Below are 18,681 nucleotides of genomic sequence, written 5' to 3'. Positions count from 1 at the left end.
GTAGACGTCGAAGGGAGTCGTATGAGCCTGTTACCTGACGCGGTTTGTTGGCACGAAGGCATGCAGTTGCTGCCCCAGCATTTCCAGTTGCAAGGGTTGCGCGCCGAAGCGTTGGTGGCGCACTTTGCCCAGGCCTGCAATCCGTGGTTCTGGGGGGTGAGCCGGGTGGAATTCGACCCCGGTGCACTGAGTGCCGGGTTGGTGCGCCTGGTCAGTTTGCAAGCGACGATGCCGGACGGCCTGCCGGTCAATGTGCAGGTGGGTGTCGGGCCGACACTGGAGCTCGATATAAGCGAAGCGGTCAACGCCTCGCAGAACGCCACGGTGACGGTGTATCTCGCCGTCAGCCCATTGTGGCGTGCCGGGCAGTTGTTGCCGCTCAAAGGGCGACTGCAATCGGTGGTCGGCGATGCGTTGCCGGATTTGACCAGCGGCGAGTACCCCGAGTCGATCACGGTGTGGCGGCCGAACCCGCGTTTGTGCACGCAGTTGAACAAGGCCGATTCCGTTTGCTTGCCTCTGCTGAAAATTCGCAAGGAGGGCGGTGGTTTTCTGTCCTTGCCCTACACGCCGCCCACGCCATGCCTGTCGCCGGAATCGGTGTTGGGTCGCCGGGTCGCCGGGCTGTGCGCCAGGACGCGAGAGAAATGCATGTTCCTCGCCGGCCGTTTGCGCCAGGCGCAACAGGCCGGAAATCAGGACGATGCGATGGAAATTCGTCGCCAGTTGACGGCGCTTTGGGCGCGTCTGCCGGAGGTCGAAGGAACGTTGAACAGCCGACTGGCATCGCCACAGGCGTTATACGGGGTGTTGCTCGGGCTGGCGGGAGCCTGGTCGGCCCTGGACCCGCTGGCGGGCGTGCCGCCCTTTGCCCCGCTGGACTTTCTGGAGCTGCAACAAGGCTATGAGCCGGTCCTCGACTGGCTCGACAGAACCCTGGAACTGATTCGCGCCGGCTATCGCAGTGTGCCGTTTGAACGCAGCGAACAGAGCTTCTCGATTCAACTGCCCGACGATCAGCCGAGCCAGCGTCTGGTCATCGGTTTGCGCATGCCCAACGGTGCCAGCGAGCAGGCGGCCAGCGAATGGCTGAGTGGGGCGATCATTGCCTCGGCGCCGCATATTACGTTGTTGAGCCGGCAACGCATGAGCGGTTTGCCCCACCAGGCCATGAGCCGCAACGAGCAAGTGGCCTACAGCGTCGGCGAGGACACGCGATTGTTTGTGGTGACGGCCGATGGCCAATGGTTCGACGGGCAATTGCCGTTACTGATTGCCGCGCCGGCCTCAAAACCGGCGAGTAGTCCATGGCAAGTGGTGTTGTTTGTGGCCCAGGCGAGTGAAGGTGCTTGATCCAGGAAGGGGCGTCGAATGTCTGAGGGAAATGCCGGGACGGGCACACGGAGCCTTCGTGAGGCGCCACTGAGCAGCGCCTTTCGCGAGGCCTGGTTGCAATGGTCCCAGGAATGGAATCAGTTGCCCAAGGACAGCGACGATGACGCGCTGGTGGAAGCGGTGGTCGATCTGTCGACGCAAATCTCCCAGCGGCTGTGGCGAACGGCATACGCCCGGGTCGGTGATGCGGCGACCGACCAGGTCAAGGCGCTGGTCTATGCCTTTGTCGCGTTGATCGACGAAACGCTGTTGTTTACACCCTGGCCGGGCCAGTCCGTGTGGCAGGAGAAGCCGCTGGAATCGCGGATGTACGCCAGCCGTCAGGCCGGTGAAAAATTGCCGCTGGCGATCAAGGCTCTGCTGGACGAACAGATTCCCGCTACCCGCGATCTGGCCAATGTCTATTTGCAGTGCCTGGTGTTGGGATTTGAGGGGCGCATGCGTGGTGAGCTGGGGCAATCGCGGCATGAAAAACTGCGTCTGGCGTTGTTTACCTTTGCCTGGCAGCACGAACCTGATTATGCCGATGTCAGCGCCCGGCTTCAGCAACCCTCTGCGGTGCCACCGGTGCAGTTGCCGGTACGTCAATCGTTACCGGATGGTTTTCGGCTTGGCGTGGGGATTCTCGCCATGGTCCTGATACTGACAGGGCTGGGGCAGTTTTTCTGGCGTGACATCCGCCAGGAGCTTGATCCGGTGTTGCAGATGACCGACTCGGTCAGCACCTCGGAGCAAGACTCATGAGCGCGTTGGGGTGGGTGAGTCTGATCATTGGGTTGCTGTTGCTGCTGATTATCATCGGGGCCGTGGTCTGGTGGTTGCGCACCCAGAGCGGGGCGGCGGTCCGCAGTTTTTATACCTCGGTCCGCCATATGGAGCAGGAGCAGGGCGCTCAGGACCGGTATCAGATCCCGTGGTTACTGATGCTCGGCGACGAAACCCAGGGCACTCAATTGTGCAGCCAGTGGCGTCTGCAACCAACCGACAAACCCGCCTGGTTCGGGCGCTGGTGGTCGGACCCCGAAGGTGCGGTGTTGGTGGTGCCACAGGCGCTGTTTTTGCCGGAAGAAGGCATGAACCTGCAACGAGGCGGCTGGTGGCGTTTGCTGGGATTGATCTTGCGCTTGCGCAGCAAACGACCACTGGACGGGGTGATCTGGACGGTCCCGGTCAGTCGATTGGGCAATGTCGAGTTGGCCGCGAGCCTCGGTCTGGCGGCCCGTCGGCGCTTCATCGACGTGCTGCAACGATTCGGCCTGAGCTTGCCGGTGTATGTCGTGATCACCGGTATGGAAGAGCTGCCCGGGTTTCAGGAGCTGATCACGGCACTGCCCGTTGATGCCCGCGAACGCACGCTGGGCTGGTCGACACCGTTTGGCCCCGAGTCAGCCTGGCAGGCGCAATGGAGCGATCAGGCGCTGGATCAGGTTAACCGTGCCTTGGCGGAATCGATCATCGAAATCGGCACATTGTCGGGCCATTTGAAGGGCGAGCTGTTCGGGTTGCCGGAACGTATCGAGGCGCTGAGGCGCAATCTGCAAACGGTGCTGGAGCCGGTGTTCCAAGGCAATGCCCAAGGTGAGGCGCCGCGTTTTCGTGGCGTTTATTTCACCGCTAACCAACCGACGCAAGACACGCCGGACGGATTTTCAGCCTACGACACCGGGTTGCAACAAAGTGCATTCGCCCGCCAATTGTGGCAGCGCCGGGTAGTCGCCGAGCGGGGATTGTCGCAAGTGGTACCGCGCCTGTTGCGCTTGCGTCAGCGTTGGCAGCGATTGACGGGGGTGGTGGCGCTGGTGGTCGGTGTGGTGTGGGCCGCGAGCATGCTCTGGGTCTGGCAGGACTCTGTCAAAGATGCGCATGAGCTGTCGCGTCTGTTGCAAGGTGCGCAGAAAAACTACCTGACGGTTACCGACGAGTCGCATCGGCTGGAGTCGACACGACGCAACGTCCAGGGATTCTGGCGGGTGTTGGAAAAGGCCCCGCGCTGGACCTTTACTTCCGTAGCGTTTCCCACGTCCTGGTTTTCTTCACTGGATGTGCAGCTGGAAAACCAACTGCGCCTGACCGCCCAGAGCCACTTATTGGAGCCCTTGCACGACTTGCTGAATGCGGAGCTGGTGAAACTCAAGGGCATCCGCAACACCGAGCGCCGTGGCAACGTCGAAAGTGAGGACCCGGCCCAATGGCAAAACTACGTCAAAGCCAAAGACCTGGTGGAGCGCGCGGTGCGCCTTGAGCAGCAGAATCAATGGTTCAATCAGGCGCTGAACAACCCCAAGGCCCCACTCGAAGACCTGGCGTTGCTGAGCAACAACGCCTTGTCCCTGAACCTCAATGTCGGCAGCTTGCCCCGTGCCGGTTTTTACAACCGGATGTTGCTCGATGCCAATGCTGGCGACTTGAAACCGCTGGACCTGGCCATGGAGCGGCAAGTCATCGAGGAAAATTTTTCCGGGCTGATGGAGCGTTGGCTTGACCAGTATTTTCTCGCTGACAATTTTGTCCGCCAGGCCGGTTACCTCAAGTTGCATCTGGAACGGTTGGAGGCAGGCAGCGGCAACTCCCTGACGGAGCTTGAGGATTTGCGCGCATTGATCGATGACCTGCAAGCGCTGGTCGGCCTGACCAACTCCGCCTGGAGCCGCGGTAAGGGGCAGGACCTGGTGCCGGGTTATCGCGAGATGATGGATAAAGTGCGCCAGAGCAGCTTGCTCGGCCCGCAGGTTGAACAACAGCTGGATCAGCAAGCGTCCAAGTTGCAGCAAAGCTTTCGTGACCAATGGATCGCGCAGGCAGGGGCCAGAGGCAACTTGCTGGTCCAGCAAGGCAGTGGGCAGCTGGCGTTGCAAGTGCATGTCAGCCAGTTGAACAACGCGGTGCAGGCGCTGTTCAAACGCGATTTCGTGGCCATCGCCTTGCGCGCAGACAAGACCGCCGATGCCATTGAGGGGCAAAGCGTTGATGGCGATGACCTCAGCACGGCGCTGAACTATTTTGCCAGCTACAAGAGTTATGCCGCCGAAGAGCTGCCGCGTATCCCGCCGGCGTATCGCGATGCATTGGTTCAGGCGGCAGAAGCGGCGGCAGCCAAGGCCATGTGGTTGAGTCTCAAGGATCAAAACGACCGCCCCCGCGGCGACGGTGTTTTCAATGTGCTTGCACCGCAAGCAGTGGCCCTGCAAAAAGCCTTCGCCGAAGTGCACCGCAATGATTTGGCGATGCGAGTGCAAAACGCATTAAACCGCCGCGCTATCGCTCAGGTTGTCGACGGTCTTGCGGAGATCACCGCGCAGCCATTGTTCGGCGGGCGCAGTGAAATCAGTCAGTGGGATGGCTCGAAAAACCTCGGCTTGCAATTGTACGGCGCCAGCGATGTGCAGGATTTGAAGCTGAGCCTCAAGCAGCAATTCAACACCATGCTCGGGATTACCGAGCGGCGCACCTCAGCACTGGAATGGTTGAAGACTCAGCAACAGAATCTCTCGGCGCTGGATTACGAGCGCGTTACTCAATTCAGTGCGCTCAACGAAGAGCTGCTCAAGTACAAGGACCAGAATCCTGCCAGCTCGCCGGCCCAGATCGAACAGCTGGTGAGCCGCGATTTCATCGAAATGGACGCCACGTCCTGCGGTCAGATTTTGCAAACTGCCAACCTGTCCGGTGGGCGTGGGACCTTGGCGTTACGTGCGCTGGACCTGCAACAAAGCGCCATGCAACGCTGTCAGCTCCTGCAGCAACAGCAAGCGGCAGCGGCATGGAACGACCTGGCCAATTATTTCAATCAGTACTTGGCCGAACGCTTCCCGTTTGCCAATGGCGTGCAAGCCACCGACGCTGACCCGGCCCGGGTCCAGCATTTTCTCGAGTTGATCGACAAGCGTCTGCCCGTGGCTCAAGCCGGATTACAGCTCAGCCAGACGCCGGAACGGGTGGCAGCCGAAGATTTTCTCAACCGTCTGAAGCAGGCCAGCACATGGTTAAACCCGCTGTTTGTGCGAGACAAGAGCGGCATCATTGGCGTTGAAATGGACGTGCGCTGGCGAACCGATCGCGAGGAGGAACGGGGCGCCGATCAAGTGATTGCCTGGGGTTTGAATGCCGGCAATCAACAGATCAATTACCCGGGCGAAACCCAGCCGAACCTGCGCTGGATGGTCGGGCAACCGGTCCGGCTGACCTTGCGCTGGGCCAGAAACGGCTCGCAACGTCCGGCCAACGATCCCTTGCAGCCCAATCTGATGGTGCGTGACTTTGAGGCCGATTGGGAATATGGCGGCCCGTGGTCATTGCTGCGCTTGATCCGTGCGCACCAGTCCGTGCAGCGCCAGCCCAATATGGATTTCACCGATTTTCCACTGGCTTTGCGCCTGCCGGTGACCGCGCAGACCAGCACGGCGCAACAGACGCTGATGTTTATGCGCCTGTCATTAATGAGCCAGGGTGCGAAGCTGCCGTTGTCTATTCCACCGCTGCCCACCCGGGCCCCGCGTTCTCCATTCATGCAAACCAGGTCGACCGCGTCCGCGACGGTCATGACTGAGGAGGAGGGGTTTTGAATCAGATTTCACCACCGTTGCCGGAACTGATTGTCCGACTGCTCGAACCCATTAGCGAGCAAGCACCTTGCGGCGAGGACTTGCGCTACGAGCGCGAGTTCGACCAGGCGCGTGAACTGCGTCGCGAGGACGACACCAGTCTGCCTACGGGCGTCTGGCAGTCGTCGATCAAGCGGGCGCAGTGGCCGGAACTGGAAAAACTGACGTCCACGTTGCTGTTGGAGCGCAGCAAGGACTTGATGCTGTGTGCCTGGCTCGGTGAGGCCTGGTTACATCAGGAGGGTCTGGACGGATTGCCGGGCAGCCTCGCGCTGGTCGCCGGTTTATGTGAACGCTATCCCGAGCACCTTCATCCTCTGGCCGAAGACGGTGATCAGTCGTGGCGGGTGATTCCGCTTGAATGGCTGGCGCGACGCTACAGTGAGGTGTTGCTGACGCGCACGCCGTTGCTCGAACCGCGAAGTGGTGAATTCGACGGTTACTGCCTGGATGCCTGGCGGCGATTGCAGTTGCAACAGGTACTGGCCAATGACAGCAAGGCGGCCAAAACATCAGCGGAAACAGCACGCAGCGAACAGAAAAAACTCACTGGACTGATTCGTGCCACGCCACTGTCCCACTGGTTGCGCCGTGAGGACAGTCTGTTGTCGAGCTTGCGACATCTGCAACGGCTCGACACATGGTGCAATGCCTATCTGGGAAACCAGGCGCCGGGCTTCAAGGTCTTGCAAGACGTGATCGAGGCGTTGTTGACACTGGTTCAGGAGTTCATTGCCATGCAGCCACGCCCGTCAACCGATGCGCCGCTGGAGGTACAGCCCGTGGCGGCGTCCGGACATGACGACGCGCCGCAAGCGGCACCGGTGCCCCAGGTGTTTCGTGAACCGTTGAGTCGCGACGAGGCCTACCGTCAGTTGCTGTTGATTGCCGAGTACCTGGCACGTACCGAACCCCACAGTCCCGTCCCTTATTTGATCCGGCGCGGTGTGGAGTGGGGCAACAAGCCATTGAGCGAGTTGCTGGGCGAGTTGATCTCGGCGGATGCCGAGTCTCGTCGCCTCTGGACGCTGTTGGGCGTCCTTTAGTCAGCGACTCAGCAGGTGGCGACAGGCAGAGGCAGGGCAATTGGTGTCAGTACCGGCTGGTTGCTGAAGAAAGCCACCAGATTTTTCCCGACCAGTTCAACGGTGCCCTGGGTGGCCTCCGGTGAAAGTCCGGCCACGTGCGGGGTCAGGATCACGTTGGTCAACGATTTGAGCGTATGGGGCACGTGCGGCTCTGCGTCGAACACGTCCAGGGCGGCGCCGGCAATGCGTCGTTGCTCAAGCGCGCTGACCAGGTCGGTGGTGACAATCACGCTGGCGCGGGCGATGTTGACGAGGAACCCGTTGGGTCCCAAGGCGTCGAGGACGGATTTGTTGACCAGGTGTTTGGTGCCCAGTCCTCCAGGTGCCGCGATAACCAGAAAGTCCGAGTTGCGCGCCAGTTCAGTAGGGGTGGAGCAAAAGGTGTACGGCACATCGCTGCGATGCTGGCGGTTGTGGTAACTCACCGTCATGTCGAAGCCATTGGCAGCGCGTTTGGCGATGGCCATGCCGACGGCGCCAAGGCCGAGAATGCCCAGGCGCTTGCCGGCCAGGGAGGGGCGCATGATCTTCGGCCACTCACCACGGCGCACGGCTGCATCGCAACGGGGAATGTCGCGCACCAGTGCCAGCAGCATCGCCATGGCGTGGTCAGCGACAGATGACGCATTGACGCCGGCACCATTAGTGACCGTGATGCCACGGTCGGCGGCGGCTTGCAAATCGACGTGTTCATAACCGGCGCCGATGACGCAGATGATCTTGAGGTTGGGCAGGGCGCTGATTTCATCGGCGTACAGGCCCAATGGCCCACGGGTCAGCACCGCATCGATCTGACCTCCATGCCGGCCAATGGCAGCAGCGCGCTCGGCTGGAGTCGGGGCAAGAATCAGATGAAAACCCTGATTTTCGAGAATCGGCAAGTAATCATTGATGGTTTCAACCAGTACCAGAACGGTTGCGGGCATGCTGCGCTCCTTTGGGCATCGGAATGTCGGGGTTCGAATGTCGCTTCAGATTGCTGATTCCCTGACAGTTTAGCAATGGCCGAGGATCGCCATGGGGTTGTTCAGTTTGATGCACGCTTTGCGGTCAGAAACGTGCTGGCGGCGTCGAGAATTTCATCCGACACCGTATCGCCCCGACTGGCGCGAGCGAGGGTCAGGGCGCCGAGCATCAGCGAATACTCCACCAGCGCCTGTTGCCGATCGGCTTGGGCATCGCCTGAATCCAACAGTGTGCCGTAGGCGTTCAACAACCGGTTGAGCCCCTCCATGAAGGTCTGACGCAAACCACTGTCGGCCGCTTCGTGGCACATGTCCCCGGCGAAGGCGGCCACCGGGCAACTGTCACCCGGATTGTCGCGGCTGTCCTGCGACAGGTAAGGCTCGATCAGCGCACGGCGTGCGGCGTCCTTGTCGTCTTTGTGATCGCTGATTCGCTCCCGCCAGCGCTCCGCCGATTGTTCAAACGCTCGGCCACTGGCCTCCTGCGCCAGCGCTTCCTTGGACTCGAAATGCCCGTAGAAGCCGCCGTGGGTGAGGCCTGCCGCCCCCATGACATCGACGACACTGATGCCATGCAGTCCTCGTTCGCGAAACAGCCGCGTGGCTGCCTCGACGATGATTTCGCGGTTGAGGTCGGCTTGCTTGCGGGAAACTCGGGGCATCAGTGGCTCACAGGTATAAAAGGTTTAATCAAAGGGCGTACTGGGCAATCCCGTTACCGAACGACCAGTTCTCTTTTTTCACTTCCACCAGATTAATGAAAACATCTTCCAGGCGCACGGCCAGTTCGCGATTCAGACTCTCGGCGATGGTTTTGTAGAGCAGTTTTTTCTTCTCGTCCGAACGGCCTTCGCTCAGCGTGATCTGGATGATGATCAGATTGTCGGTGCGTTGGATGCCCAGGTATTGGGGGTCGAAGATGAAATGGTGTTCATCGTGCTCCGCCAGAATCTGGAAATTATCGTTCTCCGGTACGGCAATGGCGCTGTGCATGGCAGCGTAAATCAGTTGTCCAACACGTTTGGCGAATGTGGGGTCTTGGTGCTTTTTGATGTCGACGCGAACCAGTGGCATGGGGTGTCTCCAGATAGACAGCCGGTCAATTGAAAATACATGACAGGTGTCCTTTATCAAGGGAAAGCTGCTATTTGGCGATGAAACACCCATGTAGCTTTCAGGAAGTAACACAGAGTGTCTTTAAGCACGGAAGTTAAACAGGTGAGCGCTTCTAAATAATCGAGGAAAATTCCGACAATTTTTTGGAGGGTGAAATGGCCTCCCGCGTCCACGGATTCGGATGCTTTCAGTTGCCTGTTTCAGATTAAGGCCACAGTGGCCGACGGATATTGCCGCAGATTAATAGGGCGCCCGGAAACTATGGTCCTCCCGTTGCATGTCTCGCCGCTTGCGTGGGCCGTCAGATCAGAAGCTTCAAGTAACCCTTGGGCGAACACCCTGTCCGCTCCTTGAAACACCGATAAAAAGTCGACAATGAGTTAAACCCCGCAGCACTGGCAATCTCGTCGATCCGCGCCGCATGACGTTGCTCGTTCAACCGGCCCAACGCCTCCTCAAGCCGCAACTCATTGAGAAATGTATAAAATGTCTGACCTCGAACCTGATTCAGAAAAAACGAAATCTGGTTACGTGTATAACCCGTCGACGCTGCGACAAGCGACAGATCAAGTCGCGGATCGAGATAAGGCTTCGATCGCTCGAAGTACTGCTGCAGGTCATTGGCCAGCGCGCCGACCTGACGAGCCGATAACCCCAACCGGCTGACGGCGTCAGCGCTGTACGCCGGGCGAATGACCATTGGCGCCTGGGTGACCAGCACCGCGTGCTCGTTGACTTTGACAATCAACCCGTCCTTCACCGTCAGTGCTTCAACCGTACTGAATGAAACCAGGCCATCGCTGCCATTGAGCGTCACCCGGTACTGCAGGAACGCGGTGTTGCCATCGATGCGCAGGCGATCGGTGTAGGTCTGCAACTCTTCTGATCCTGACGGCATGCTTGCGCCGAGGTAGTCGCGCAGCTGTGCATAGTCGATGGTGCGGTTCTGGAAAAAATCGTGGTATTCGACGTCGGGGTGATACAGCGCCATCACACCGTCCAGATCGCATCGCTTCCAGGCCTGGTGATAACGCACAGTCACTTCATGAGTTTGCACACTCGACGGGTCCGCAAGGAAGGTGGGGGTGGTGGGTAAATCAGGTACTTCCACGACGGACTCCATGGCGAAGATCAGGACGAAGCCAAGAGTATTCCAGAAACGCCGGTTTTCCTCCCGTGTCCGCTGCGAGGTTTGCGCCTGTGAAAGCGTCGGCCATTGCTTTAGCGTCGGCCCATGAATTTTCTGGAGCAGGCGTGCATGACATTACCTATTGAAAACCGCTCTCTGGCCGAAGCCCGGCCTTACCCTGTCTGGCAGGAAACCCGGACGGATGCGCCCGCCGCGCCAAGACTGACCGGCGAGTTATCGTGTGATATTGCCATTGTGGGCGGCGGGTTTGTCGGGTTATGGACTGCATTGATTGCCCGTCAGCGCTGGCCCGACGCGACGATCGTGGTGCTGGAAGCCGGGCAGTGTGGCGGTGAAGCCAGTGGTCGTAATGGCGGGTTCTGCGCGCCGAGCATCTCCCATGGCGTATCCAATGCACTGAAACGCTGGCCCAGGGAAGCAGAGCAACTGGTGCGGCTGGGTCGGGAAAACCTGGTGGCATTCGAGGAGGATTTGCAGCGTTATGGCATGGACGCAAGCTTCGAGCGTTCGGGAAAGTTGAACGTGGCGAGTCAGCCTTGGCAGGTCGATGGGCTGAAATCGATGCAGCGCAACTATGCGCGTTTTGGTATCGCCTGCGAGTATCTGGAAGGCAGTGAACTCAAGTCGTATCTCGATTCTCCCGTCTATGTCGCGGGGGTTTTCGAACCCAATTATGCGTTGCTGAACCCGGTGAAAATGGTCGCGGAACTGCGCCGCGTGTGCCTCGCACACGGGGTGCAGTTGTTCGAGCATTCGCCGGTGTCGACCTTGCGCGAGGACGGTCTTCATCAAGTACTGGAAACCGGTCTGGGGACCATCAAGGCAGCGAAGGTCGCACTGGGCACCAACATCGCGCCACCGTTGCTGGGCTCGCTGAAGTCCAAGGTCATCCCTATTTATGACTATGCCCTGGCAACCCGGCCCCTCGACGATGCTCAATTGCGCGCCATCGGTTGGGTCGGGCGCTACGGTATTGCCGACAGCGGCAATCAGTTTCATTACCTGCGAAAGACCGAGGACAACCGGATTCTCTGGGGCGGTTACGACGCCATCTATCACTTTGGCAGCCGACGTGATGAGGCATTGACGCAGCGTCCCGAGAGCTTCGCGACACTGGCGCAACAATTTCAATCGGCGTTCCCGGCATTGGCGGATGTCACGTTCAGTCATGCCTGGGGCGGCATCATCGACACCTCGGCGCGCACCACTATGTTCTGCGGCACCTCGCCAAACGGGCGCATTGCCTATGCCCAGGGCTTCACTGGACAGGGCGTGTCGGCCAGCCGTTTCGCAGCCTTGACCCTGCTCGACCTGCTGGAAGGCAAAGCCACTGAACGCACAAAACTGGCGATGACCTCGACCGCGCCGTTTCCGTTTCCCCCCGAACCCTTGCGTTACGTGGGCGTGTCGCTGGCGCAGCGCTCGCTGGCCCGCGAAGACCTGACTGGGCACCGCGACTGGCTGCTCAAAGGGTTTGACGCGCTGGGCATCGGTTTCGATTCTTGATCTGGAGTGACAATGACCATGAGTAAACCCGAACACGTCATCGACTTTGCCAACCCCGATTTGCCCGTCGTCGAGCTGGAAACCAGTGATCCCGCGCTGGTCGACGTGCCCTTTCGCAGCCGGAGCTGGCGGCATTTCGTGGACCCGCAAAAAAAGGCCACCGGTGGCATCTGGGAGGCGCCCGAACATCTGGAGCGTTGTGAGTGTGATTACGACGAGCTCTGCCATTTGCTCGAGGGGCATGTGCGTTTGACCGACAGCCACGGCATCAGCCAGGAGTTCAAGGCCGGCGCCACATTTGTCGTCGCCGCAGGGTTCAAGGGAACGTGGGAAAACCTGACACCGGTGCGCAAGGTGTTCATGATTCTCAGGGACTAAGCCTCAGTCCACCCGCGCAATCATTTCCGGTTCCCGCATCAGCCAGTCTGCAAGCGGTGGGTCAGGCGTTGGGCAGCGCCAAGATTGCCCGTGCGGCGATGTCAGTACCGCGAGTCGCCTGCATGTTTTTGCTGAAGGCTTCGAGGCGTTGCTTCATCGATTGATCGCTCAGCAACTGTTCGAGGGCCGCCGGTAATGCCGACAACGGATCGGCGAACCGTGGCAGGTAGCGGCCGACGCCGACTTCCTCGGCACGTGCGGCGTTGTCGTGGCCGTCCCAGCAGTAAGGAATAATCAAAGACGGCAAGCCGAAGTACAGCGCCTCGCAGAAACTGTTGTTGCCGCCGTGGTGGATGAACAGCTGACATTCCTTGAGCACGGCCGGTTGCGGAAACCAGCTGTCCAGGTACACGTTGTCGGGCACGGTGGTGTACGTGTCCCGATAGGCACCGACGTTGATCAGGAAGCGATAGGGCAGGTGTTCGATAGTGCCAATCAGGCGCTTGATCATGCCGGTGTCGGCAGCCCCGAGGCTACCGAAGCTGATGTAGATCAGCGGTGCGTCGTTGTGCCGCGGAAAGCCTGGAACGATGTAAGGCGCCTCGCGCCGCACACAGCCGTCGAGGTAGACATAGCGCTGCGAGTCCAGTGGCAACAGGCGTTCATAACGCACCGGCGTCGGCGACAGCAGCAGGTTGAGCCATGGCGAATCGACAAGAAACTGGCCCGGCGGGCAAGGCGCTGTGCCGTTGCTCGCGAGAAATTGCAAAAAGCGTTCATGGGCCGGCGCGACGACTTTCTGGTAATGCTCGGTAAACCGCTCACGGCCGTCCCTGTCGCTGGCCAGGCAGCCCGACAGATACGGCGGTACGGCGGCATCCGGCAGCTCGGTTTCGGCGCAGGACACCATGCGCACCCAAGGGCAGCCGGCGTTGGCGATGGCGGGGAACATGACCACGTTGTCGAGGACGATGACGTCCGGCTTCAGTCGACCGAGCAACTGTTGCAGCGGTTTTTCCGCTTCGATGGCGGTGTCGATGATCGCTTCCCAGGCCGGCGCCACATAGCTGTCGATCTGTGCCAGTGGCGTCTGGTCGAAGTAAGGAATGTTGCGCTCTATGAACCGTTCCCAGTAATGCTGATGTTCCGCCGCCGACAGTGGGCTGGCTTGCGGGATCGGGTACTCGTCGAAGCCGTACTCGGCGAAGAGTCCCTGAAAGTGTTCGTGGCAGATGAAGACCGGTTTTGCTCCCTGCTCACGCAGCGATTGGGCGATCCCAATGCAGTTCAAGGCCGCGCCGAAACTGGCTTCCGGAAACATGGCGATAAGTTTTTGTGTGTGCATGGCGGAGGTATTCCATGGCGGGTAACGCCCGCCGATCCTGAAGATGTCTGGATGCTGTCTTATTTTATAAAAAAAATCATCCTGTTTTTTGAAACTCAACGGCGCCCGAATGACTGGCCCTGCGGGATGCCGCGATTAGCCGTTTGCGGGCGCTGCGCGGCGCTCAGGCGCAGGTGCAGGCGCAGCACGTCGGCCGCGATCTCCAGTTGTCCGCGTTCGATGTGCGCAATGATTTGCAGGTGTTCGCGCAGGGCTTCTTGCAGGCGATGCACGCTGACGGTCGGCAGCAGATTCGGCAGGCGCCGCAGGCTCTGATGCTGGAGCAGGGCATCGCCGATAAAGCGGTTGCCGCAACTCTGGGCGATCAGTTCATGAAAGCTGATGTCCAGCTCGCGAAACTGTTGGATATCGAAGTGCTCAACCGGGCTCGCGAGCAACAACTGCATGGCGCTGCGCAAAAGGGACAGACGTTGTGGGTCGGCGTTGAAGTTGGGGTTGAGCAGCGCTTCCGGCTCCAGGATCAGGCGGAACTTGAGGCTTTCTTCGAGTGCGGCGAGGTTGTTCAGCGAAGGGCGAAACAGCCAGGACTGGCCGGGGCCGCGCTCGATGGCCTGGCTTTCACTGAGTTGCGCCAGTGCTTTTTGCGCCGCCGGCCGGCCGATGTCGTAGCGGCGCATCAGTTCGCTGATGCTGATGCTGTCCCCAAGGCGGCCGGCCATGCGGTCGCGCAGGACCGAGGTAGCCAGTTCCTCTTCCTCGGCTTGCGGCAATGCGGCGTTGAAGTGCTGGCCGGTCGGCAGTGCGGCCAGTCGGTAGCCTTTGCCGGCTTCATGGCTCAGCAGGTTTTCTTCCAGCAGCACTTTCAGTGCGCCACGAATCAGTGTGCGCGACACCTGAAAAGTACGGGCCAGTGCTTGTTCTGCCACCGGGGCGCCGGCCACCAGGCCGGTTTCCTGGGTGTGTTCCAGGATGCGCCGGGCGAGTTCGAGGTGATTGGTGCGAGGTTTTTTTTCGGGTGTTGTGCTCAAGCTTCTTATCTCTTTTGGTCGCTTCGACTCAGGTGCTCATCTTATGCCATGCACCACAAAAACGTCAGGCGCGAAAAAACCGTTGACATAAAACCATGCTGGTCCTAATTTCTAAAAAAAAACACCAATACTGTTTCTCTTTTTGCCGTACTGCCTTCGAACACAAAAATAAACAATCGTCGGGTGAGTATTATGAGAAAGCTGAAAGGCCTTATGTGTCTGGGATTAAGTGTTTCCCTGGCGATCGCATCACAGGCTGCAAGTGCAAAAGATATGGTGATTTCCATCTGGGACGGTTACATGGCCCCGGATGCGCTGGACAAGTTCAAAGCGGCCAGCGGCGTTGACATCGACAAGGCTTTGCACGCGACCAACGAAGAAATCATGGGCAAGCTGATGGCGTCTGGCGGTGAAGGCTATGACGTTGTGTTTGTCTCCTCACCGTTCGCCGAAGTCCTGCACAAGCAGGGTCTGCTGGCGGATATCGATCCGGTCAAGGTTCCCAACCTCAAGAACCTCTATCCCGAAGCCACCCAGCTGGAATATGACCCGGGCAACCATTTCTCGGTGCCGTATACCTGGGGCACGACCGGTATCTGCTATCGCTCCGACAAAGTGACGCCGGCGCCCACCAGCTGGAATGAGCTGCTCAACCCAAGCGATGCGCTCAAAGGCAAAGTGACGATGCTTGCCACTGACCGCTGGATGCTCGGCGCCGCTTTCCTGGCCAAGGGCTGGTCGGTCAACGACAACGACGCAAGCCACGTCGCCGCCGTCCGCGACCAGTTGATCGCTACCAAGAAACGCATCCTCGCCTTCGACGACACCACCTTCTACTCGAAACTCGCTTCCGGCGAATCGCTGATGGCCCACGCCTGGGATGGCTGGTGCAACTACGGGACCCAGGCCAACGCGGCGATCAAATTCGTCGTGCCCAAAGAAGGTTCCGATCTGTGGGTGGACACCATGGTCGTGCTGAAAAGCTCGAAGCATCAGGAGGAGGCGTTCAAATTCCTCAACTTCATGCTCGCCAAGGAAAACCACGTATGGGTTGCGGAAAACATCCTCTACAAAATCCCCAACCAGGCCGCAATGGCCGGTTTGTCCGCTGACCTGCTCAAGCAATATCCCAACTTGACCATCGCCCCGAGCGAGTTGTTGAAGATGGAGCAATTGCGCGATCTGGGCGGCACCACCCAGAAAGCCTATACCCGGGCCGTCACCGAAATCATGGCGGCGCAGAACTAAGCCTCAACAACCGTAAGCCGCATCAAACCGAGGCATGCCTGCATGCCTCGCCACGCTCGCAAGCCGCCTCTGTTCCGGGGCGGGAGGATATGGGTAATGAGTGCTTTGCATGCTGACAGGCGTTTGTCGGCCTGGCTTCTTGCGCCCGGCTTTGGCTGGCTGCTGATATTTCTGGTGGTGCCGTGCATTCTGGTGCTGGTCTACAGCTTCGTCGAACGCGGTGCCTACGGCGGCATCGACTGGCTGTTCACCTGGGAAAACTACCAACGCGCATTCGATCCGTTGTACCTCGGGATCCTGCTCAAGTCGGCCAAAATCGCCGGCCTGGCGACACTGTTTGCGGTGCTGATCGGCTATCCGGCGGCCTACGCGATTGCCCGCGCTCCGCGGCGCCATCAAGCGGTGTTTCTGTTTCTGGTAATGCTGCCGTTCTGGAGCAACTACCTGATCCGCACCTATGCGTGGATCGTCCTGCTCAATCGCGAAGGCCTGATCAACCGCATGCTGCAGTTGTTCGGCTATAGCGGTGAACCGATCAGCCTGCTGTACACCGAAGCGTCGGTGGTGCTGGGGCTGGTCTACAACTACATCCCGTTTGTGATCCTGGCGATTTTCTCCTCGTTGTCGCGCATCAATAACGAACTCTGGGACGCCTCGAAAGACCTTGGTGCTTCGGGCTGGATGACCTTTCGCCGGATCATCCTGCCGTTGAGCGTGCCCGGTGTGGCGGCTGGCGCGGTGTTTGTATTCGTCCTGAGCATCGGCAACTTCATCACCGCCGACCTGTTGGGCGGCAAGCAAGTGCAGATGGTCGGCAACCTGATCTACTCGCAATTCCTCACGGCGCGGGACTGGCCGTTCGGCGCGGCGCTAAGTTTCTTCCTGATCGCGATCATGCTGATTCTGTTGTTCGTGCAGGCGCTGGTTGCTCGTCGCGCAGAAGGAGGTCGCGCATGAGCCAGTCTCGTTCCGTAAGCGGCACCGTACTCACTACGCACCTGGGGTTGGTGTATGCCTTCCTTTATGTACCGATCCTGGTATTGATTCTGCTGTCGTTCAACAAGTCCGGATTACCGACGGCCTGGGGCGGCGTATCGCTGAAGTGGTATGTGGCGCTGGCGCATAACTCGGCGATTTTGTCGGCGGCGCTCAACACCCTGATCGTGGCCCTCTCGGCGACCTTCATTGCCTGTGTGCTAGGGACATTCCTCGCGCTCGGCATCGAACTGCGCCGCAAGGGCAACGACAAGGGGCAAGTGGTCGACACGCTGCTGATGGCGCCCATGATCATTCCCGACATCGTCCTGGCCATTGCGCTGCTGAGCTTCTTCAACCTGCTCAAAGTCGGGCTGGGCTTGCACTCGATCATCATCAGCCACGCCGTGTTCAACATCGCCTTCGTCTGCGCGGTCGTGCGCACGCGCCTCAAACACTTCGACTATTCGATCCTCGAAGCTTCGATCGATCTCGGCGCGAGCTGGGCCACCACGTTTCGCCGGGTGTTGTTGCCGGCGATTTTTCCCGGCGTGCTGGCGGGCGGTTTGCTCTCGTTCACCTTGTCGGTGGACGAATTCATCATCGCCTTTTTCAACTCCGGGTCCGGCCAGGCTTCCACCACGTTGCCGATGCAGATCTACGCCATGATCCGTTTTGGCGTCACCCCGGAAATCAATGCTCTGGCGACGTTGGTGATGCTGGTCAGCATTACCGCGCTGCTGGCTTCGCAGCGTCTCAACAAGGCTCCTCGCACCCATGAATAACTCATCTGCGGTACTGATCCTGGACAAGGTCAGCAAGTCTTATGGCAACGGTCTGGCGGTCGACGAGGTGTCACTGAACATCCGCGAGAACGAGTTCTTTGCGTTGCTCGGGCCGTCCGGCTGCGGCAAGACCACCCTGTTGCGCATGCTCGCCGGTTTCGAGACGCCCAGCGCCGGTTGCATTTATCTGGACGGCAAGGACATCTCGCCGCTGCCGGCCAACAAGCGTCCACTGAACCTGATGTTCCAGTCCTATGCGCTGTTTCCCAACATGACGGTGCGCAAGAACATTGCGTACGGCCTGGAGATGGAGCGTTTGCCGGAAGCGGAAATCCGTCGCCGGGTCGATGAAGTGCTGAGCACGGCGCAGCTGGGCGAGTTGGCCGAGCGCAAGCCGGATCAACTTTCCGGTGGTCAACGCCAGCGCGTCGCCCTGGCGCGGGCGCTGGTCAAACGCCCACGGGTGTTGCTGCTCGACGAACCGTTGGGCGCACTGGATAAAAAACTCCGGGAAAAAATGCAGCTTGAACTCAAGCGCTTGCAACTCGAGAGCGGCATCACCTTCATCATCGTTACCCACGACCAGGAAGAAGCCCTGGTGATGTCGGACCGCATGGCCGTACTCGATGGCGGGAAGGTCTGCCAGTGCGGCAGTCCGACTGAACTCTACGAAAACCCCAACAGCCGGTTTGTCGCCAATTTCATTGGCGTCAGCAACCTGTTTGAAGGCGTGCGCTCTGGTGCACACACGGTGCGCGTCAACGGCCAGGAGCTGGCTGTCGAAACCGTTGAACCGTTGATTCCAGGGCAGAAAGTCGCTGTCGTCGTGCGCCCGGAACGTTTGCAGGTGCTGCCTGCGGAGGGGGGCGACTGCGCCAATCAGGTCACCGGAAAAATCGTCGAAATCGCTTATCACGGCCTCGACACCAACGTGCATGTGCTGACGGCGCTCAGCGACAAGGCGCTGATCGTCCGCGTGCCGTCCTCGCAGTTCGAATTTGCTCATTTTGCTATCGGCATGAACATCCGGTTGGGCTGGCAGGCCCGCCATGCCCGCGTATTGACGCGCTGAACAATAAAAAAGACCAGGCAGGAGTACCT

16 protein-coding genes are annotated in these 18,681 nt (G+C 59.6%); 10 read left to right on the top strand and 6 right to left on the bottom strand.

The annotated features are described in order from the left end of the window. Nucleotides 1-21 precede the first annotated feature (21 nt). Genes tssK through tssA form a run of 4 tightly spaced genes read left to right on the top strand, consistent with a single transcriptional unit; the run spans nucleotide 22 to nucleotide 7,042 of the window. Nucleotides 22-1,353: a type VI secretion system baseplate subunit TssK gene (gene tssK / locus LOY55_RS17625; RefSeq protein WP_046031388.1), complete on the top strand. Its 1,332-nt coding sequence runs from the start codon at nucleotides 22-24 to the stop codon at nucleotides 1,351-1,353. An 18-nt stretch (nucleotides 1,354-1,371) separates the two neighbouring features. Beyond that, nucleotides 1,372-2,139, top strand: a complete 768-nt coding sequence (locus tag LOY55_RS17620; RefSeq protein ID WP_109786122.1) for a DotU family type IV/VI secretion system protein — start codon at nucleotides 1,372-1,374, stop codon at nucleotides 2,137-2,139. Continuing rightward, nucleotides 2,136-5,957: a type VI secretion protein IcmF/TssM N-terminal domain-containing protein gene (locus tag LOY55_RS17615; protein WP_109786121.1), complete on the top strand. Its 3,822-nt coding sequence runs from the start codon at nucleotides 2,136-2,138 to the stop codon at nucleotides 5,955-5,957. The genes LOY55_RS17620 and LOY55_RS17615 overlap by 4 nt, the downstream gene beginning before the upstream one ends. Beyond that, on the top strand, nucleotides 5,954-7,042 hold the full coding sequence (tssA, locus tag LOY55_RS17610; protein WP_223525231.1) for a type VI secretion system protein TssA: 1,089 nt from the start codon (nucleotides 5,954-5,956) through the stop codon (nucleotides 7,040-7,042). The genes LOY55_RS17615 and tssA overlap by 4 nt, the downstream gene beginning before the upstream one ends. A gap of 8 nt (nucleotides 7,043-7,050) precedes the next feature. Here the strand turns inward: tssA and LOY55_RS17605 are convergent, their stop codons facing one another. From LOY55_RS17605 to LOY55_RS17590, 4 genes are all read right to left on the bottom strand, one after another. Further along, nucleotides 7,051-8,010, bottom strand: a complete 960-nt coding sequence (locus LOY55_RS17605) for a 2-hydroxyacid dehydrogenase (protein WP_046031384.1) — start codon at nucleotides 8,008-8,010, stop codon at nucleotides 7,051-7,053. 101 nt (nucleotides 8,011-8,111) lie between these two features. Next, nucleotides 8,112-8,711, bottom strand: coding sequence for a TetR/AcrR family transcriptional regulator (locus tag LOY55_RS17600; protein ID WP_046031383.1), 600 nt, complete (start codon nucleotides 8,709-8,711; stop codon nucleotides 8,112-8,114). 28 nt (nucleotides 8,712-8,739) lie between these two features. Then, nucleotides 8,740-9,123: a tautomerase family protein gene (locus LOY55_RS17595; protein WP_046031382.1), complete on the bottom strand. Its 384-nt coding sequence runs from the start codon at nucleotides 9,121-9,123 to the stop codon at nucleotides 8,740-8,742. A gap of 343 nt (nucleotides 9,124-9,466) precedes the next feature. Beyond that, a complete protein-coding gene (locus LOY55_RS17590; protein WP_109786253.1) occupies nucleotides 9,467-10,276 on the bottom strand; it encodes a nuclear transport factor 2 family protein in 810 nt (269 codons plus the stop codon). A 147-nt stretch (nucleotides 10,277-10,423) separates the two neighbouring features. On the opposite strand from LOY55_RS17590, the gene LOY55_RS17585 reads away from it, so the two are divergent. Continuing rightward, nucleotides 10,424-11,821: an FAD-binding oxidoreductase gene (locus LOY55_RS17585; protein ID WP_258665985.1), complete on the top strand. Its 1,398-nt coding sequence runs from the start codon at nucleotides 10,424-10,426 to the stop codon at nucleotides 11,819-11,821. A gap of 18 nt (nucleotides 11,822-11,839) precedes the next feature. Beyond that, the gene (locus tag LOY55_RS17580) at nucleotides 11,840-12,199 is read left to right on the top strand and encodes a cupin domain-containing protein (RefSeq protein ID WP_256594769.1); all 360 of its coding nucleotides are present in this window, start codon (nucleotides 11,840-11,842) and stop codon (nucleotides 12,197-12,199) included. Nucleotides 12,200-12,260: 61 nt separating this feature from the next. Here the strand turns inward: LOY55_RS17580 and LOY55_RS17575 are convergent, their stop codons facing one another. Both LOY55_RS17575 and LOY55_RS17570 read right to left on the bottom strand, forming a co-directional pair. Continuing rightward, nucleotides 12,261-13,544 carry a glycosyltransferase gene (locus LOY55_RS17575; protein WP_109786117.1) on the bottom strand — a complete coding sequence of 428 codons (1,284 nt, stop codon included), beginning with the start codon at nucleotides 13,542-13,544 and terminating at the stop codon, nucleotides 12,261-12,263. A gap of 95 nt (nucleotides 13,545-13,639) precedes the next feature. Then, nucleotides 13,640-14,572, bottom strand: coding sequence for a GntR family transcriptional regulator (locus tag LOY55_RS17570; RefSeq protein ID WP_109786116.1), 933 nt, complete (start codon nucleotides 14,570-14,572; stop codon nucleotides 13,640-13,642). A 273-nt stretch (nucleotides 14,573-14,845) separates the two neighbouring features. Between LOY55_RS17570 and LOY55_RS17565 the strand changes: the two genes are divergently transcribed. The 4 genes from LOY55_RS17565 (at nucleotide 14,846) to LOY55_RS17550 (ending at nucleotide 18,652) form a co-directional block, all read left to right on the top strand. Further along, entirely contained in the window at nucleotides 14,846-15,820 is a 975-nt protein-coding gene (locus LOY55_RS17565; protein ID WP_223525239.1) for a spermidine/putrescine ABC transporter substrate-binding protein, read from the top strand. Nucleotides 15,821-15,916: 96 nt separating this feature from the next. After that, entirely contained in the window at nucleotides 15,917-16,777 is an 861-nt protein-coding gene (locus tag LOY55_RS17560) for an ABC transporter permease (protein ID WP_223525240.1), read from the top strand. Then, nucleotides 16,774-17,580: an ABC transporter permease gene (locus LOY55_RS17555; protein WP_258665978.1), complete on the top strand. Its 807-nt coding sequence runs from the start codon at nucleotides 16,774-16,776 to the stop codon at nucleotides 17,578-17,580. The genes LOY55_RS17560 and LOY55_RS17555 overlap by 4 nt, the downstream gene beginning before the upstream one ends. Continuing rightward, nucleotides 17,573-18,652, top strand: coding sequence for an ABC transporter ATP-binding protein (locus LOY55_RS17550; RefSeq protein WP_109786112.1), 1,080 nt, complete (start codon nucleotides 17,573-17,575; stop codon nucleotides 18,650-18,652). The genes LOY55_RS17555 and LOY55_RS17550 overlap by 8 nt, the downstream gene beginning before the upstream one ends. Nucleotides 18,653-18,681: the final 29 nt, after the last annotated feature.

This window comes from Pseudomonas sp. B21-040, from assembly GCF_024748695.1.
In the GTDB taxonomy this organism is placed as follows: Bacteria; Pseudomonadota; Gammaproteobacteria; order Pseudomonadales; family Pseudomonadaceae; genus Aquipseudomonas.
The sequence above is the reverse complement of the archived record's forward strand: the minus strand, read 5'-3'. Positions and strand labels throughout refer to the sequence as shown.

Excerpts from the sequence above, each read along its gene's own strand:
- tssK (WP_046031388.1), top strand. The coding sequence starts at position 22 with ATGAGCCTGTTACCTGACGCGGTTTGTTGGCACGAAGGCATGCAGTTG.
- LOY55_RS17620 (WP_109786122.1), top strand. The coding sequence starts at position 1,372 with ATGTCTGAGGGAAATGCCGGGACGGGCACACGGAGCCTTCGTGAGGCG.
- LOY55_RS17615 (WP_109786121.1), top strand. The coding sequence starts at position 2,136 with ATGAGCGCGTTGGGGTGGGTGAGTCTGATCATTGGGTTGCTGTTGCTG.
- LOY55_RS17605 (WP_046031384.1), bottom strand. The coding sequence starts at position 8,010 with ATGCCCGCAACCGTTCTGGTACTGGTTGAAACCATCAATGATTACTTG.
- LOY55_RS17600 (WP_046031383.1), bottom strand. The coding sequence starts at position 8,711 with ATGCCCCGAGTTTCCCGCAAGCAAGCCGACCTCAACCGCGAAATCATC.
- LOY55_RS17595 (WP_046031382.1), bottom strand. The coding sequence starts at position 9,123 with ATGCCACTGGTTCGCGTCGACATCAAAAAGCACCAAGACCCCACATTC.
- LOY55_RS17585 (WP_258665985.1), top strand. The coding sequence starts at position 10,424 with ATGACATTACCTATTGAAAACCGCTCTCTGGCCGAAGCCCGGCCTTAC.
- LOY55_RS17580 (WP_256594769.1), top strand. The coding sequence starts at position 11,840 with ATGAGTAAACCCGAACACGTCATCGACTTTGCCAACCCCGATTTGCCC.
- LOY55_RS17575 (WP_109786117.1), bottom strand. The coding sequence starts at position 13,544 with ATGCACACACAAAAACTTATCGCCATGTTTCCGGAAGCCAGTTTCGGC.
- LOY55_RS17565 (WP_223525239.1), top strand. The coding sequence starts at position 14,846 with ATGGTGATTTCCATCTGGGACGGTTACATGGCCCCGGATGCGCTGGAC.
- LOY55_RS17560 (WP_223525240.1), top strand. The coding sequence starts at position 15,917 with ATGAGTGCTTTGCATGCTGACAGGCGTTTGTCGGCCTGGCTTCTTGCG.
- LOY55_RS17555 (WP_258665978.1), top strand. The coding sequence starts at position 16,774 with ATGAGCCAGTCTCGTTCCGTAAGCGGCACCGTACTCACTACGCACCTG.
- LOY55_RS17550 (WP_109786112.1), top strand. The coding sequence starts at position 17,573 with ATGAATAACTCATCTGCGGTACTGATCCTGGACAAGGTCAGCAAGTCT.